This window comes from Kribbella sp. NPDC051137, assembly GCF_040682535.1.
Taxonomy (GTDB): Bacteria; Actinomycetota; Actinomycetes; order Propionibacteriales; family Kribbellaceae; genus Kribbella; species Kribbella karoonensis.
Map to the genome: position 1 here is coordinate 1,456,866 of NZ_JBFBBI010000002.1, position 15,299 is coordinate 1,472,164.

Annotated in this window: 12 protein-coding genes; 6 read left to right on the forward strand and 6 right to left on the reverse strand. The window is 69.5% G+C overall.

The window, feature by feature from the left end; genetic code table 11:
- Positions 1–17 precede the first annotated feature (17 nt).
- The gene (locus AB0M51_RS14435; RefSeq protein WP_363749453.1) at positions 18–2,135 is read left to right on the forward strand and encodes a transglycosylase domain-containing protein; all 2,118 of its coding nucleotides are present in this window, start codon (positions 18–20) and stop codon (positions 2,133–2,135) included.
- Here AB0M51_RS14435 and AB0M51_RS14440 read toward each other — a convergent pair.
- The 4 genes from AB0M51_RS14440 to AB0M51_RS14455 all read right to left on the reverse strand — a co-directional run bounded on the left by AB0M51_RS14440 (position 2,132) and on the right by AB0M51_RS14455 (position 5,084).
- Positions 2,132–2,467: a hypothetical protein gene (locus AB0M51_RS14440; RefSeq protein ID WP_363749454.1), complete on the reverse strand. Its 336-nt coding sequence runs from the start codon at positions 2,465–2,467 to the stop codon at positions 2,132–2,134. The genes AB0M51_RS14435 and AB0M51_RS14440 overlap by 4 nt on opposite strands.
- Before the next feature lie 79 nt (positions 2,468–2,546).
- On the reverse strand, positions 2,547–2,771 hold the full coding sequence (infA, locus tag AB0M51_RS14445; protein ID WP_344187311.1) for a translation initiation factor IF-1: 225 nt from the start codon (positions 2,769–2,771) through the stop codon (positions 2,547–2,549).
- Between the two features lie 2 nt (positions 2,772–2,773).
- Positions 2,774–3,562, reverse strand: coding sequence for a GNAT family N-acetyltransferase (locus AB0M51_RS14450; RefSeq protein WP_363749455.1), 789 nt, complete (start codon positions 3,560–3,562; stop codon positions 2,774–2,776).
- Between the two features lie 199 nt (positions 3,563–3,761).
- Positions 3,762–5,084 carry a right-handed parallel beta-helix repeat-containing protein gene (locus tag AB0M51_RS14455; protein WP_363749456.1) on the reverse strand — a complete coding sequence of 441 codons (1,323 nt, stop codon included), beginning with the start codon at positions 5,082–5,084 and terminating at the stop codon, positions 3,762–3,764.
- 158 nt (positions 5,085–5,242) lie between these two features.
- Here AB0M51_RS14455 and AB0M51_RS14460 point away from each other — a divergent pair, with 158 nt between their 5' ends.
- The 3 genes from AB0M51_RS14460 (at position 5,243) to AB0M51_RS14470 (ending at position 11,141) form a co-directional block, all read left to right on the forward strand.
- Positions 5,243–6,526 (forward strand): RNA-guided endonuclease TnpB family protein, encoded by a 1,284-nt coding sequence (locus tag AB0M51_RS14460; RefSeq protein ID WP_363749457.1) that lies wholly within the window; start codon positions 5,243–5,245, stop codon positions 6,524–6,526.
- A 116-nt stretch (positions 6,527–6,642) separates the two neighbouring features.
- On the forward strand, positions 6,643–10,068 hold the full coding sequence (locus AB0M51_RS14465) for an error-prone DNA polymerase (protein WP_363749458.1): 3,426 nt from the start codon (positions 6,643–6,645) through the stop codon (positions 10,066–10,068).
- Between the two features lie 53 nt (positions 10,069–10,121).
- Complete coding sequence (locus AB0M51_RS14470; protein WP_363749459.1) at positions 10,122–11,141, forward strand: L-idonate 5-dehydrogenase; 1,020 nt, start codon at positions 10,122–10,124, stop codon at positions 11,139–11,141.
- 2 nt (positions 11,142–11,143) lie between these two features.
- Here the strand turns inward: AB0M51_RS14470 and AB0M51_RS14475 are convergent, their stop codons facing one another.
- On the reverse strand, positions 11,144–11,626 hold the full coding sequence (locus tag AB0M51_RS14475) for a MarR family transcriptional regulator (RefSeq protein WP_363749460.1): 483 nt from the start codon (positions 11,624–11,626) through the stop codon (positions 11,144–11,146).
- Between the two features lie 78 nt (positions 11,627–11,704).
- Here AB0M51_RS14475 and AB0M51_RS14480 point away from each other — a divergent pair, with 78 nt between their 5' ends.
- Both AB0M51_RS14480 and AB0M51_RS14485 read left to right on the forward strand, forming a co-directional pair.
- On the forward strand, positions 11,705–12,277 hold the full coding sequence (locus AB0M51_RS14480; RefSeq protein WP_363749461.1) for an NADPH-dependent F420 reductase: 573 nt from the start codon (positions 11,705–11,707) through the stop codon (positions 12,275–12,277).
- A gap of 55 nt (positions 12,278–12,332) precedes the next feature.
- Positions 12,333–13,619: a BNR-4 repeat-containing protein gene (locus AB0M51_RS14485; RefSeq protein ID WP_363749462.1), complete on the forward strand. Its 1,287-nt coding sequence runs from the start codon at positions 12,333–12,335 to the stop codon at positions 13,617–13,619.
- Here the strand turns inward: AB0M51_RS14485 and AB0M51_RS14490 are convergent.
- Positions 13,612–15,297, reverse strand: a complete 1,686-nt coding sequence (locus tag AB0M51_RS14490; RefSeq protein ID WP_363749463.1) for a helix-turn-helix domain-containing protein — start codon at positions 15,295–15,297, stop codon at positions 13,612–13,614. The genes AB0M51_RS14485 and AB0M51_RS14490 overlap by 8 nt on opposite strands.
- Positions 15,298–15,299 lie beyond the last annotated feature (2 nt).

Here is a 15,299-nt window from a genome sequence, read left to right on the forward strand (position 1 = left end):
TGCTCTAACCTGGAGTAATGCGTGCCGACAGGGGCGGTCGCAACTGGGCTCGGTCGTTGATCATGTTCATCGGCGTGAGCGCGCTGTCAGGTGCGCTCGCGGCCGGACTGGCGATCCCGTTCGCGGGCTTCGCCGGGCAGGGTTCGGCACAGGTCGCGGCCACGGTGGAGAGCCTGCCCAAGGAGTTCGAGAGTGAGGCGCCCGCCGTCCGCAGCCGGATCCTGGCCGCGGACGGCACGCTGATCGCCACCCTCTACGAGCAGAACCGGGTACCGGTCCGGCTGAACGCGGTCGCGCCGATCATGCGCAAGGCGATGATCGCGATCGAGGACTCCCGGTTCTACGAGCACGGCGCGCTGGACCTGAAGGGGACGCTGCGCGCGATGGTGCGGAACTCGACCGGCGGCGAGGTGCAGCAGGGCGGGTCCAGCATCACCCAGCAGTTCGTGAAGATGAGCCTGGTCGAGAAGGCGCGGACCGCGGCCGAGCGGGCCAAGGCGACCGAGGTGTCGTACGAGCGCAAGATCACCGAGCTGCGGTACGCGATCGCGGTCGAGAGCGAGTACTCCAAGGACGAGATCCTCGAGAAGTACCTGAACCTGGCGAACTTCGGCGCCGGCACGTACGGCGTCCAGACCGCCGCCCAGCACTACTTCCGGACCACGGCCGACAAGCTGACGCTGCCGCAGGCCGCGCTGCTGGCCGGCATCGTGAAGAACCCGACCGGCTACAACCCGGCCAACGACCCGGCCCGCGCCCGGGCCCGCCGGGACGTGGTGATCAAACGGATGCTCGAACTCGGCGTGATCACCGTGCACCAGGCGAACGAGGCGCTCCGGACGCCGGTCATCGACGAGTCGCGGGTCGAGCCGGTGCCGAACGGCTGCGCGAACTCGCGGTACCCGTTCTACTGCGACTACGTGGTCTCCAAGCTGCTCGCGAACCCGGCGCTCGGCGCGACCGTGAAGGACCGCGACCACTATCTGAAGACCGGCGGGCTGCTGATCCGGACCTCGATCGACCCGAAGATCCAGGCCGCCGCGCAGGCGTCGATCGCCCGGCACAGCCGGCCCACCGACTCCTCGATCGCCGCGATCACGATCGTCGAGCCGGGCACCGGGCTGGTGAAGGCGATGGTGCAGAGCAAGCCGTACGGCAACGGGCGGCACCAGACGAACTACAACTACAACGTCGAGAAGTCGTACGCCGGCGGGTACGGCGGGTTCCAGAACGGCTCGACGATGAAGGCGTTCACGATCGCGGCCGCGCTGGCCAAGGGCATCCCGATGGACTACCGGATCAACTCGCCGGAGCAGATCGACCTGCGGAACAAGAAGTTCCGGACCTGTGCGGGGTGGACGCGCGACCCGACGTACCAGCCGAAGAACTCGACGCACAGCGGCGACCTGACGATGGTCGAGGCGGCCCGGTACTCGACCAACACCTACTTCCTGCAACTGTCCGAGCGGACCGGGCTGTGCGCGATCGGGAAGGTCGCGGGCAAGCTCGGGATGTACAACGCCCAGAGCGGCGAGCCGCTCGAGCAGGTGGTGTCGATGACACTGGGCGTCGGGTACGTGACGCCGCTGATGCTGTCCAACGCGTACGCGACGTTCGCGGCGCGCGGCAAGTACTGCAAGCCGCTGGTGGTCACGTCGGTGCGGGACAAGGCCGGGCGGCCGGTGCCGGGGCCCGGGCTCGACTGCAAGCAGGTGCTGTCGCGGCAGGTAGCGGACGGCGTCAACCGGGTGCTGAGCCAGGTGATGATGCCGGGCGGCACCGGCGGCCACCTGCGGTTCGGCACCCGGGACATGGGCGGGAAGACCGGGACGATCCAGCAGAACCTGGCCGTCTGGTTCTCCGGCTACACGCCGAACCTGGCCGCCGCCGCGGTCGTCGCCGACGCCAGCCCGCCGTACAAGAACCTGATGAACCAGACCCTGAACGGCGACCCGATCCACGACCCGACCGGCTCCGGCACCGCCGGCCCGCTCTGGGAGTCCGCCATGCAGGGCGCACTGCGCGGCCTCCCGGTCAAGCGCTTCGTCGCCCCGCCGAAGAAGATGATCGGCAACCCGAACCCGCCGAAGACGCCGCCGGACAAGAAGAACCCGAAGCCCAAACCGGGCGGCTAGAGCGGGCGGAGATCCTTGCCCGGGACCCAGGCGAGCTCGCCGTTCTTGTCCCGGAACTTGCCGAGCCATTCGCCGTTGTGCCGGATCCAGACCTCCAGTTCGCCGGTGGACCAGGTGGCCCGCTCCACCGGCTGGCTGGGGTCGATCTTCCGTACGGCGTCCGCGGCCCGCGGGCCGTGTGCGTCGTACTGGACGTCGAGGTCGAAGGCGACTTCGTACGCCTCCGCCTCGTCGTCGATCCCTGTTGCACGCCACCCGTTGACCGCACCGTCCCAGACGCCGAACCTGTTGGATCCGTCGTCGGACGGGCGAACCGTGAACCGACCAAGCATGTTTTCAGATTAACGCCTGGTCGAACACATGTTCTAGTCTTGATCCGGACGGGAGGTGTGTGTGATGGGTGACAGTTCTTCAGTTCCGGTAGCGGAAGATGATCCGGCCCCGGTCGAGGTCGTAGGGGCTGAGTTCCACCAGGACGCGATCCTCGAGGACGATCTTGATGTAGTTCTTCCGGATCTTGCCGCTGATGTGCGCGAGCACCTTGTGACCGTTACCGAGCTCGACCCGGAAGGTGGCGTTCCGGAGGCACTCGACGACGGTTCCCTCGACCTCGATACCGCCTGCTGCTCTGGGCATGGTCAGGCCCTCCCGCTGATCAGCTCGAGGCTCCGGCCGGTGCGCTCGGCGCCGATCCCGCCGAGCAGTGCCAGTGCGGCGGTGTTCGACTCGTCCACCTCCGCGGTGGCCGCTTCGGTGCCGACGCTGTGGAGCCGGCCGAGCACGTCGTCCAGCAGGGCTCGGGCGATACCGCGCCGCCGCTCCGCGGTCAGTACGGCGACCAGCCCGATCCGCGGGCGCCGGGTCTGTGTCGCCACCCGGACCAGCCCGACGTACCGGCCGTCGCGGACGGCGACCGTGTACTTCGTGGGGTCGAGCGGCCGCGTCCCGCCCTGCCAGGGCAGCACCTCGGCAGGCATCGTGTGCCAGCCGACGGTGGACCCGACCTCGGCCCGGACCGCCCGGTCCAGCTCACGCAGCGGGGCCTCGCGCACGTCGTCGCCGCTCACGATGGTCAGCCCCGGCGGCCTGGCGGCGAGGCCCGGCCTGGTGGGTACGGCGTACTCCGACTCACGACGCCAGATCGCGAAGCCCGCACGTTGCCAGCCGGCCGTGAGCTCGCGGTCGGTCTCGTCCACCACCGTGTACACCGGCTCCGGCTGGTTGGCGAGCATGACGGCGGCGAGCCGGTCGAAGACGGCGTCCTGCCAGGTGTCGATGCTGAGGAAGGTCCGTCCGTCGAGCCGCCGCGACGCGTACCCGCGGCCGACGGTCAGGTCGTTCCGCACCGCGTGCCACTGGTTGCCGGCGACCTGCGAGATCGTCACCGACCGGGCTCGGAGACCCGGACGGGAAGGCAAAGAGTTCATAGGTGTTTCCTTTCGGGAGTCTGCTCGAGGCGCTCCCGACGACACCTACGTCAATCGCCCGCCCGTGACCACGAGAGGGGTGAGCACCCACAGCGCTACAGCGTTCATCGGGGCCTCACCTCCAGGTGTGATGTCACGGACGACGGAACGGTACCAGCGTCGCCACGGCGTCGGTCAACCGGTTTTCGGGCGCTGTGGATCAGGGCTGGAACTCGTACGCGCCGAGGTCGTCGTACCGTCGCGGTCCCTCGGCGAAGGTGTCGGCGGCCGCGGGGTCGTCGACGCGCGGCCGGCCGAGGATGTCGGTCGGCTGCTCGCCGGAGACGCCGGAGTGGGCGCGGTCGATCGCCGCCGAGCCGGCCGACAGCCGCAGGTTCCACGATGCCGCGGCGGCGAACCGCGGGTCGGCCTGCACTCCGTGGGCCTCCTGGTGGGTCGCCGCCCGCATCGCGGTCAGCGAGGTGTAGGTCGTGCCGAACGCGTACATCGTGCCGCTCCTGGTCAGCCAGACCAGGTTGTGGTCGACCGTCGTGCTGGACGGCGCGGAGTCCCAGATGCCGATGTTGCCGGTCCGGCGCGCACACGCGATCCCGGCGTAGGCCGGATAGACGGCGTTGTCGACGGCGACGTTGTTGTAGACCAGGTAGTTGCCGGACGTCCCCTCGACGTTGATCCCCGTCGTGCAGTTGCGGTAGACCGTGTTGCCGATCAGCCGGCCGCCGGTGACGTTGAGGTCGTCGATGCCGTGATCCCCGTTGTCGTACGAGAGATTCAGCGTGGCCAGGTTGTTGTTGCCGCCGGTGTAGAACTGGATGCCCGAGTCCTCGTTGTCGTGGGTGACGTTCCGCAGCACGGTGTTGCCGGCGCTGGTCACGTTGATGCCGTTCGCGTTGCGGCGCCAGCCCTCGGCGTTGAAGGCGGCCGCGTTCCCGGAGACCACGATGCCGGTGGAGCCCGCGGTGACCAGGATGCCGGTGCCGTGGTTGTTGTGCACGTTGTTGCCGCTGACAACCGATGCCCGCGATCCATGGATACTGATGCCGTACGCCGTCTGGCCCGAGACCGGGTGTCCGGCGCCGATCACGCTGTTCCGGGAGATCGTGATGCCGGTGCTGTTCGAGACGTACACGCCGTCGTACCTGGTGCCGCTGAACGTGAGCCCGGAGACGGTGATGTCCGCCCGCGACGAGATCACCGCGCCGAAGCTCGCCGGTGCGATCACCGGGTGCCGGCCGGGCCAGGCGGTGATGGTGATCCGGGCGGACGACGTACCGGAGACCGCGGGCTTGATCGTCTCGGCGTAGCTGCCGTTGCCGATGTACAGCGTGACGCCGGCCGCGAGCTTGCCGACCCCTTCGGCAACGGTGCAGTACGGCGTGGCCGCCGTCCCCGGACCCGCGTCGGAGCAGGAGACGGTCCTGTCGACGTACCGGACCGTGGTCGCACCCAATGCGGTCAGTGGATACGCCGCCAGCACGCCGGACAGTACGACAGCACCCGTAACTCGCCCCCAGGACTTCATGGTTCCAGCGTGAATCGGTCACGGCCCGGTGGCATCCCGCAATCGACGTACTACGCACTGCCATCCGGCTGAGAACCCGCTGAGCCGGTCGGCCGGAGTTTGAGTCTATGGGAACATATGTTCTACTTTCTGGTGGGAGGTGGTTCAGCGGTGGTTCGATGGTGTATCTGGCCATGGCGGTGAAGCGGTACCGGTATCGCGCCTACCCCACCGGCGAGCAGGCGCGGATGCTGGCGCGCACCTTCGGTTGCTGCCGGGTGGTGTTCAACGATTTCATCGCCGAACGGGACCGGCTCTATCAGGCTGGGTTACACAGGGATGTGTCACTCACCGAGACCGCTCGGCTGGTTACCACCATCGCTAAGACCACACCAGAGAGGGCGTGGCTGGCCGAGGTGTCGGCGGCGCCGTTGCAGCAGGCGGCGGCCGACGCTGCCAGGGCCTACCGCAACTTCTTTGCCTCCTTCGCCGGCAAGAGACGAGGCCCCAAGATGGGGCTGCCGTCACGCAAACGGCGCTCCCATCGTCAGGCCGCGCGGTTCACTGCCAACACCCGGTTCAAGATCCTCGACACAGGGCGCATGGGCAGAGGTGGCTCGAAGTGGGGCAAGGTCCGGCTCCCCAAAATCGGGGACTTGAAGTTCATCCGCTCACGTGACCTGCCCTCGAACCCGACCTCGGTCACGACGATCTGTGAACCTGACGGTACCTACTGGGTCTCCTTCGTCATAGACGAACCTGCCGTCGCCCCGACCCCGGCGACGCGGGTAGCCGCACTCGACCTCGGCCTGACCGACCTTGCTGCCGTCGTCTCTGTCGACCCCGGAACCGGGGACGCCGTCCGGGAGAAGATCCCGAACCTGCGCCCGATGAAAGCAGCAGCGCGGCGGCTGGCCCGCCGACAACGCTCGCTGGCCCGAAAGCAGAAAGGCTCAGCCAACTCGGCGAAGGCACGTGTCAGGGTCGCCCGTGCCCACCGGAAGGTTCGTGATCTGCGTGCCGACCATCACCACAAACTGGCTGCACGTCTGATTCGCGACCACGACTTGTTGGTACTGGAAACTCTTGCCCTGGTCGGCTTGGGGCGCACCAGGCTTGCCAAGTCCATGCACGACGCAGGGCTGGGGATCTTGATCCGTTTCATCAAGGAGAAGGCCGAGAACCAAGGTCGGACCGTGGCGCGGATCGGGCGGTGGGAGCCCACCACCCAGACCTGTTCAGTGTGTGGGAAACCGGGAGGAAAGAAGCCACTCCATATCCGCGAGTGGACGTGCGAGGGGTGTAGCACCCGGCTGGATCGGGACTACAACGCAGCCGTGAACATCCTTGTCGCCGCCGGGCTGGCGGAGACCCTGAACGCCTGTGGACCCGACATCAGACACCGGCTTGCCGGTGCGGTTGGGAATGAATCAGGAACCCGCCGAACCGAGGCCACCGACTGACGGCCAGGCGTAGGAATCTCCGTCTTTCAGGACGGGGAGGAAGTCAAAACAATCCGCCGATCAAGTGGGCGGAGATCGATCGCAAGTTGCCGGTCTTCTGACGGGAGGTGTTCGGGGTGGGCTATCAAAATCCGCCGATCAAGTGGTCGGAGTTGGAGCGCCGGTTGTCGGATCGCTCCCGGCCGGGGAGTCACGGTGGGCGGCCGGTGACGGCCGATGGTGGGGACAGCCCGGCGTGGTCGCAGCACCGGGGGCCGTATGTGCCGGAGCCGGTGCGGCGGCCGGAGCACGCGGTGCCGTATGCGGAGCTGCATGTGCACTCGAACTTCTCCTTCCTGGACGGGGCTTCGCAGCCGGAGGACCTGGTGGAGGCAGGGGTCCGGCAGGGGCTGCACGCGCTGGCGTTGACCGATCACGACGGGTTCTACGGCGCGGCCCGGTTCGCCGAGGCCGCCGCGGCGTACTCGTTGCCCACCGTGTTCGGGGCGGAGCTGTCCCTTGGGCTGACCGGTCCGCAGAACGGGGTCGCCGACCCGGAGGGCAGTCACCTGCTGGTGCTCGCCGAGGGGCAGGAGGGGTACCACGCGCTGGCCGGTGCCATCACCGAGGCGCAACTCGCGGGTGGTGAGAAGGGAAAGCCCGTCTACGTCCTGGAGGAGCTGGCAGCGGCCGGCAAGGGACAGTGGGTGATCCTGACCGGCTGCCGCAAAGGGCTGGTCCGGCAGGCGCTCGAGCTCGGCGGGCAGGCCGACGGCCCGGCCGCGGCCGGGCGCGAGCTGGACCGGCTGACCGCGTTGTTCGGCAAGGACCGGGTGGTCGTCGAGCTGATCGACCACCACCTGCCCGCCGACACCACGCGGAACCGGATCCTGGCCGCGCTCGCCGCCGACCACGGCCTCCCGGTAGTTGCCACGAACAACGTTCACTACGCGACCCCGGCGCAGTACCGGCTGGCCTCCGCGCTGGCCGCCGTCCGGGCCCGGCGCGACCTGGACGCGATGGACGGCTGGCTGCCGTCGAGCGGGATGGCGTTCGTGCGGTCCGGCGCGGAGCTGACGACCCGGTTCCGGCGGTACGACGGGGCGGTGGCCCGGACGGTGACGCTCGCCGACCAGCTCGCGTTCGACCTGGCGCGGGCGAAGCCGAAGCTGCCGCTGCGCGACGTACCCGAGGGGGAGACCCCGATGTCGTGGCTGCGGGTGCTGACGTTCGAAGGCGCGGCCCGGCGGTACGGGACCCGCGAGCAGCGGCCGGATGCGTACCAGCGGCTGGAACGCGAGCTGGCCGTGATCGAGGAGAAGGAGTTCCCGGGGTACTTCCTGATCGTCGAGGACATCGTCCGGTTCGCCCGGGACAACGGGATCCTCTGCCAGGGCAGGGGATCCGCGGCGAACTCCGCGGTCTGCTACGCGCTCGGGATCACCGCGGTGGACAGCATCCTGTACGACCTGCCGTTCGAGCGGTTCCTGGCGACGACCCGCGCCGAGGAGCCGGACATCGACGTCGACTTCGACTCCGGGCGCCGCGAGGAGGTGATCCAGCACGTCTACGAGAAGTACGGCCGGCACAACGCGGCCCAGGTGGCGAACGTGATCTCGTACCGCCCGAAGTCCGCCGTCCGGGACATGGCGAAGGCCCTGGGGTACTCCGTCGGCCAGCAGGACGCCTGGTCGAAACAGGTCGACGGCTGGAGCCCGGAGATCACCTCGACCGAGCACGACATCCCACCGCAGGTGGTGGCGATGGCGAGCGAGCTGCTGAAGTTCCCGCGGCACCTGGGGATCCACTCCGGCGGGATGGTGCTGACCGAGAGGCCGGTCGGCGAGGTGGTGCCGATCGAGCACGCCCGGATGGAGAACCGCACGGTCCTGCAGTGGGACAAGGACGACTGCGCGTGGATGGGGCTGGTGAAGTTCGACCTGCTCGGGCTCGGGATGCTGGCCGCGCTGCAGTACTGCCTGGACATGGTCCGCGAGCAGATCGGCGAGGACTGGGAGCTGCACACGATCCCGCGCGAGGAGGCCGGTGTGTACGACCAGCTCTGCCGGGCGGACTCGGTGGGGGTGTTCCAGGTCGAGTCCCGGGCCCAGATGGCGACACTGCCGCGCCTGAAACCGCGCCGGTTCTACGACCTGGTCACCGAGATCGCGCTGATCCGGCCCGGCCCGATCCAGGGCGGTGCCGTGCACCCGTACATCCGCCGCCGGACCGGGGAGGAGCCGATCACCTACCTGCACCCGAAGCTCGAGCCGGTGCTGCAGCGGACCATGGGCGTGCCGCTGTTCCAGGAGCAGCTGATGCAGATGGCGATGGCGGTCGGCGAGATCGACGGCGACGAGGCCGACCTGCTGCGCCGTGCGATGGGCTCGAAGCGCGGCATCGAGCGGATCTCGTCACTGAAGGAGAAGCTGTACGCCGGGATGGCGCGCAACGGGATCAGCGGCGAGCTGGCCGACGAGATCTACGCCAAGATCGAGGCGTTCGCGAATTTCGGGTTCGCCGAGTCGCACTCGATCAGCTTCGCGCTGCTCGTCTACTCCAGCACCTGGCTGCGGCTGCACTACCCGGCCGCCTTCCTGGCCGCGCTGCTCCAGGCGCAGCCGATGGGCTTCTACTCGCCGCAGTCCCTGGTCGCGGACGCCCGCCGGCACGGTGTCGAAGTACGGCGTCCGCATCTGCAGCTGTCCGGTGTCGACGCCGGGCTCGAGCTGCTCGTCGACGGGCAGCAGCTGACCGGGCCGACCGGGCTCGACGAGTGCCTGGCGGATCCGCAGCCGGTGGTCGGGCCGTTCGACCCGAAGGCGCCGTTCGACACCACGGTGCACCGCCGGGACGGGGCGTTCGCGGTCCGGCTCGGGCTGGCCGAGGTGCGCACGGTGGGGGAGAAGGGGGCGAAGCTGATCGTCGAGGAGCGCGACCGCGGCGGGCCGTTCACCGAGATGGCCGACCTGGTCCGGCGGACCGGGATCACCGCGGCGCAGGTCGAGGCGCTGGCCACCGCCGGGGCGTTCGACTGCTTCGGCCTGGACCGGCGGCAGGCGCTCTGGGAGGCGGGCCGCGCCGCCGAGGAACGCCCGGGCCGGCTGGCCGGGATCAGCGCGGCCGGTCCGCCGCCGACGCTGCCCGGGATGAGCGACGTCGAGGCGGACATGGCGGACCTGTGGTCGACGTCGATCACCACCACCAGCCACCCGATGGAACGCGTCCGCGAACAGCTCCGCGCCGAAGGCATCCTGTCCGCCGCCCAGCTCCGCGAGGCCCCGAACGGCGCCCGCGTCCGGGTCGCCGGTGTCGTCACCCACCGCCAGCGCCCGGCGACCGCGTCCGGCGTCACGTTCATGAACCTCGAGGACGAGACCGGCATGGCGAACATCGTCATCACCGTCGGCTGCTGGCACCACCACGCCGCCGTGGCCCGCAACGCCGCCGCCCTCATCATCCGCGGCCGCGTCGAACGCGCCGGCGAAGTAACCAACCTCTCCGCCGAACACCTCCAACGCCTCCCTCTTGCCGCCCGCACCAAGTCCCGCGACTTCAGATGACCGGGCAGATGCTTCGGGTACGGTCGGGGGACGGCGACGGTGGAGGTGGGTGCGTGGACGCGTGTGTGGTGCACGGTGCTGGGGACCTGCGGGTCGAGGAGCGGGAGGCGGTCGAGCCTTCGACCGGGCAGGTCGCGGTGCGGATCGCGTACGGCGGGATCTGCGGGACCGACCTGCACTACTACCGCGACGGCGGGGTGGGGAACTTCCGGATCGAGCATCCGCTGGTGCTCGGGCACGAGGTGGCCGGCTGGGTGAGTGCGGGCGACCTGCCCGTCGGTACGCCGGTCGGGATCCATCCGGCGACGCCGTGCGGAGAGTGCCCGGAGTGCCGGCAGGACCGGCGGAACATCTGTGCCTTCAGCAACTATCTCGGCAGCGCCGCGCGGACGCCGCACATCCAGGGCGGGTTCGTCCATGAGCTGCTCCTGCCGGCCGACCAGGTCCGGGTGCTGCCGGACGGGCTCGAGTTGCGGCGGGCCGTGCTGGCGGAGCCGTTGGCGGTGGCGATCCACGCCGTACGGCGGGCCGGTGACGGGGCCGTGGACGGGAAGAAGGTGCTCGTCACGGGGGCGGGGCCGATCGGTCTGCTGGTGGTGGCCGCGCTACGGCGGGCGGGGGCCCGGGAGATCGTCGCGACCGACCTGCACGAGACTCCGCTGGCGCTGGCGACCGAGGTCGGTGCGACGGCGACCGTCCGCGCGGACGCGGCCGAGTGGCCGGACGAGATCGACGTCGCGATCGAGGCGTCCGGTACGGCGGGCGGGTTGCGGACCTGTGTGGAGCGGGTACGCCGCGGCGGGACCGTCGTCCAGGTGGGATCGCTGCCGCCCGGTGACACGGGATTCCCGGGTGCGCTGCTGATGACGCGGGAGCTCACGCTGACCGGGGCGTTCCGGTTCGACCGCGAGTTCGACACCGCGATCGAGTGGCTGGCCGACGGGCTGTACGTCGACCCGGTCGTCACGCACACGTTCCCGCTCGCGGAGGCGATCGCGGCGTTCGACCTGGCGAGCGACCGCACCGTCGCCTCGAAGGTGCTCCTGGAGGTGAGTCCCGACGCTCCGCGCTGATGTCAGCGTCGGTACAGCGCGCTGAGGCCGCCGTCCGGGTCGACCGCTCCGAGGATCGCACCGGCGATCTCGGCGAGCTGGGTGACCTGCTCCGGGGTGAGCGCGTCGATGACGTGCTGACGGACCGTTTCGACATGGCCGGGGGCGGTCGCCCTGATCTTCTTCCAGCCGGCCGCGGTGAGCCGCGCGTTGGTGGCGCGCGCGTCCTCAGGGCACGGGAACCGCTCGACCAGCCCGCGGTCCTCGAGCCGCTTCACGACATGTGACAACCGGGGGAGTGTCGCGTTCGTCCGCTGCGCGAGCGTGGTCATCCGCAGCGTCCGCTTCGGCGCCTCGGACAGCATCGCGAGCACGTAGTACTCGTAGTGCGTCAGCTCGGCGTCCCGGCGCAGCTGCGAGTCGAGGACGCCGGGGAGCAGCTCGACCACGCCGACCAGTCGCAGCCAGGCGGTCATCTCGGCGTCGTCCAGCCATCGTGTGCTCACGACAACATCGTAATGGTTGTAGCTACAATCAAAAACCGCTATCGTGATTGTTGAAGCTACAACCAAAGGAGCGAGAGCATGACGCACGTCAGCATCATCGGCAGCGGCAACATGGGCCAGGCGATCTCCGCGGTCGTCGCCAAGGGCGGCAACACGGTCGAGCTGTTCAACTCCACCGACAAGGACCGGCCGGTCACCGGCGAGGTCGTGATCCTCGCGACGCCGTATCCGGCGTACGAGCAGGTGCTCGCGGAGCGCGCCGACCAGCTGGCCGGCAAGGTCGTCGTGGACATCAGCAACCCGCTGAACTTCGAGACCTTCGACTCGCTGACGGTCCCGGCCGACGGTTCCGCGGCGGCGGAGCTGGCCGCCGAACTCCCGGACTCGAAGGTGCTGAAGGCGTTCAACACGAACTTCGCGGCGACGGTCGCCACCGGCAAGGCCGGCGAGGTCCCGACCACGGTCCTGATCGCCGGTGACGACGCGGACGCCAAGGCGCTGCTGGCCGGGATCGTCTCCGCCGGCGGCCTGCGCGCCGTCGACGCCGGTTCCCTGAAGCGCGCCCGCGAACTCGAGGCGCTCGGCTTCCTGCAGCTCACCCTCGCGGTCGCCGAGAAGACGCCCTGGACGGGCGGCTTCGGTCTCGCCTGACCACATACTGGCAAACGCTTACCCACAGCGTCGATCCCTGCCAGACTGAGCTGTCATGGTGCGAGTGATCAATGACAACGGTGCTTGGTGCTGGTTCCAGGACGAGCGGGCGGTGGTCGACCCGGACAACGGCGTACTCGTCGTCGGGTCGATCGCGGCGCCCGAAGGTCCCGGCGGCGACGCGCGCGCCGGGAACGTCGAGCTGACCGTCGTCGACCTGGCCACCGGTACGGCGGACATCGTCGTACTGCACGAGCGGTTCGAGGCGGACGACCACGACGTGCCGGCGTTGTGGCGGCGTACGGACGGCCGGTGGCTGGCCGTTTACACGAAGCACAAGACCGACGACCTGACCCGCTGGCGGGTGAGCGAGCCCGGTGACCCGCGGACCTGGGGACCGGAGCGGACGTTCGACTGGAGCGAGCACACCGGCGGGCGCGGCGTCACGTACTCGAACCTGCACGAACTCGACGGCCGCCTGTACTGCTTCGCCCGGGCGGTGAACGACGACCCGTGCGCGCTGGTGTCCGACGACGAGGGCGACACCTGGACGTACGCGGGCAAGCTCTTCACCCGTCCGAAGGTCGGCTACGTCAACGGCTACACGCGCTACACGTCCACACCGCGACGGATCGACCTGATCACGACCGACCATCACCCGCGGGACTACAACAACTCGATCTACCACGGGTACCTCGAAGCCGGCGCGCTGCACCGCACCGACGGCACCGTGGTGGACGAGAAGGCGCTCGACGGCGACGCCCCGTCACAGGTCGACCTGACCACGATCCTGCAGGCGGACTCGGTCTGGGACGGCGAGCCGATGACGCACTGCTGGACCGTCGACATCCGCCGCGCCGGCGACGAGGTTGCCGCGGTCCTGCTGGCCCGTCACAACACGCCGGACAACCCGGAGGATGCCTTCGCGCGAGAGCATCCGGTGCCGGACCACCGCTTCTTCTACGCCCGCCTCGCTCCCGGGAACACCTGGCAGGTCAACCAGCTGGCCAAAGCGGGCCACGGTCTCCTCAAGCACGAGAACGACTACACAGGCCTGGTCGCGATCGACCCGTACGACCTCGACTCGCTGTACGTCTCCACCCCGATCGACCCGCGCGACGGCGCCGCGTGCGAGCACCACGAGATCTTTCACGCGCGTACGGCGGACAGCGGCGAGACCTGGACGTGGACGCCGATCACCGAGGGCTCACAAGGTGACAACCTGCGCCCGATCGTCGCACCGGGCGACCCAGGCCGGGTTCCGCTGCTCTGGTTCCGCGGCGAGATGACGGCGTCCCAGCACTACAACTGCGAGATCGTGCTCAGCGACGAGCTCAGGTGACGAGCGCGTAGTCACGGATCTTCCGGTAGATCGTCGCGCGCGACATCCCGAGCGCCAGTGCGGCCGCCGCCTTGTCGCCGTGGTGTGCGGCGAGCGCGTCGACGATCGCGTCCCGTTCGAGCGCCTCCAGCCGGGTCAGGTGCCGCCGGGTCGTCGCCCGGCACTCGGCTGGCAGCTCGTCCAGCTCGACGACCCCGGACCGGCGGCGCCGCGCGACCTCGCCCAGGACGGTCCGCAGATGCGTCACGTTTCCGGGCCACGGCAACCGCATCAGCTGGCTCACCGCGGCCTGCGAAAGCGTCACCCCGGCGACACCGGTCCGCGCGAGCAGGTGCGGTACGAGCGCCTGTACGTCGTCCAGGTGATGCCGCAACGGTGGCACGGCGACTGTGCGTGGGAAGAACCGCAGTAGCTGGGTGTCCAGCTCGTCCTGCACGCCGGACTGCCCGGTGACGACCGTCAACGCGATCCACGGCTCGTCGGACAGGCTGTCCCGGACGGTCTGCAGTACCTCAACGAGAGCGTGGATGTCGTCGGTGGACAGCAGGTGCGCGTGCCGCAGGACAAGGTCCGAACCTGCTTCGAGCTCGGTGGTCGCGGCGTTGACGACCTCGGCGTCGTCGGCGTCGACGACCACCAGCCGGTTGCCCGGCCGCGAGTAGTTGTGCACGGCCCGGAGCAGGGTCAGCTTGCCGGTCCCGGACTCGCCTTCGGCGACGATCCACTCGGCCCGGCCGGCAGATTCGAGGACTTCCTGCGTCGTGTGCCGCCACAGGGCGCTGGTGCCGATCACGCCGGGCAGCGTCGGCACCCGGGCGGGGCTCCCGGCGCTCCGCAGCCCTGAGCGGTGCTCGCGGACCTGGACGATGCCGCCGGCCAGCCGGTTGCCGAGGAAGGTCGGCTGGTACGCGAGCCGGGCGGTGAACCCGCTGGGCAGGTCGGCGATGAACGTGCACGGCCGGGTGCCGCCGCGGGCGTCCCGGGTCCGGTCGATCAGCGCCGCCTGGTCGACCGAGTCGAAGTGCGCCTGGGCGTGGGCGTTGATCATGAACACCTCTTCGCCGAGCGCGATCACCGAGCCGCCGGTGTGCCGGCAGGCCGCGTAGTAGTCGCTCAGCAGCGCCTGGTCGAGGGCGTTGGCCTCCTCGACGATCCGCTCCTGGATCCGCCGGGCGGCGAGTTTCGCGAACGACAGCAGCACCGCGTTCGAGTTCTGCGCCTGCGTGGTGATGTCCAGGACGCCGAGCTGACCGCCCGTGACCGGGTGCGTGATCGGTGCTCCCGCGCACGCGAACCGGCGCAGTACACCGGTGTAGTGCTCAGGTCCGAGCACCAGGATCGGACCGCCGACCTCGAGTGCCGTACCGATGCCGTTGGTGCCGACCTCGGACTCGGCGTACGTGAAACCGGGGCAGAGGTCGACCGCGTCCAGGCGGCGGATCAGCGACGGGTCGCCGCCTCGGCGGTCCAGTACGACACCCTTGGCGTCGGTCAGGATGATGCAGACCGGCTCGTTGGTGAGCTCCGAGGCCAGCGCGTCGATGACCGGGCGGGCCGCCCGGGTGAGCGTGGTGTCGACGTCGAGCCCGGGGATGTACGCCGGTGAGGGCTGGTCGACGTCCACCAGCGACGCCTCCGACCGCTGCCAGGACAGCAGGATCGACTCGCGAAGCGACATCG

What these genes read in the sequence shown, in the direction of transcription:
- AB0M51_RS14490 (WP_363749463.1), bottom strand. Translation starts at nt 15,297, where the DNA reads ATGTCGCTTCGCGAGTCGATCCTGCTGTCCTGGCAGCGGTCGGAGGCG.
- AB0M51_RS14485 (WP_363749462.1), top strand. Translation starts at nt 12,333, where the DNA reads ATGGTGCGAGTGATCAATGACAACGGTGCTTGGTGCTGGTTCCAGGAC.
- AB0M51_RS14450 (WP_363749455.1), bottom strand. Translation starts at nt 3,562, where the DNA reads ATGAACTCTTTGCCTTCCCGTCCGGGTCTCCGAGCCCGGTCGGTGACG.
- AB0M51_RS14435 (WP_363749453.1), top strand. Translation starts at nt 18, where the DNA reads ATGCGTGCCGACAGGGGCGGTCGCAACTGGGCTCGGTCGTTGATCATG.
- AB0M51_RS14455 (WP_363749456.1), bottom strand. Translation starts at nt 5,084, where the DNA reads ATGAAGTCCTGGGGGCGAGTTACGGGTGCTGTCGTACTGTCCGGCGTG.
- AB0M51_RS14460 (WP_363749457.1), top strand. Translation starts at nt 5,243, where the DNA reads ATGGTGTATCTGGCCATGGCGGTGAAGCGGTACCGGTATCGCGCCTAC.
- infA (WP_344187311.1), bottom strand. Translation starts at nt 2,771, where the DNA reads ATGCCCAGAGCAGCAGGCGGTATCGAGGTCGAGGGAACCGTCGTCGAG.
- AB0M51_RS14440 (WP_363749454.1), bottom strand. Translation starts at nt 2,467, where the DNA reads ATGCTTGGTCGGTTCACGGTTCGCCCGTCCGACGACGGATCCAACAGG.
- AB0M51_RS14480 (WP_363749461.1), top strand. Translation starts at nt 11,705, where the DNA reads ATGACGCACGTCAGCATCATCGGCAGCGGCAACATGGGCCAGGCGATC.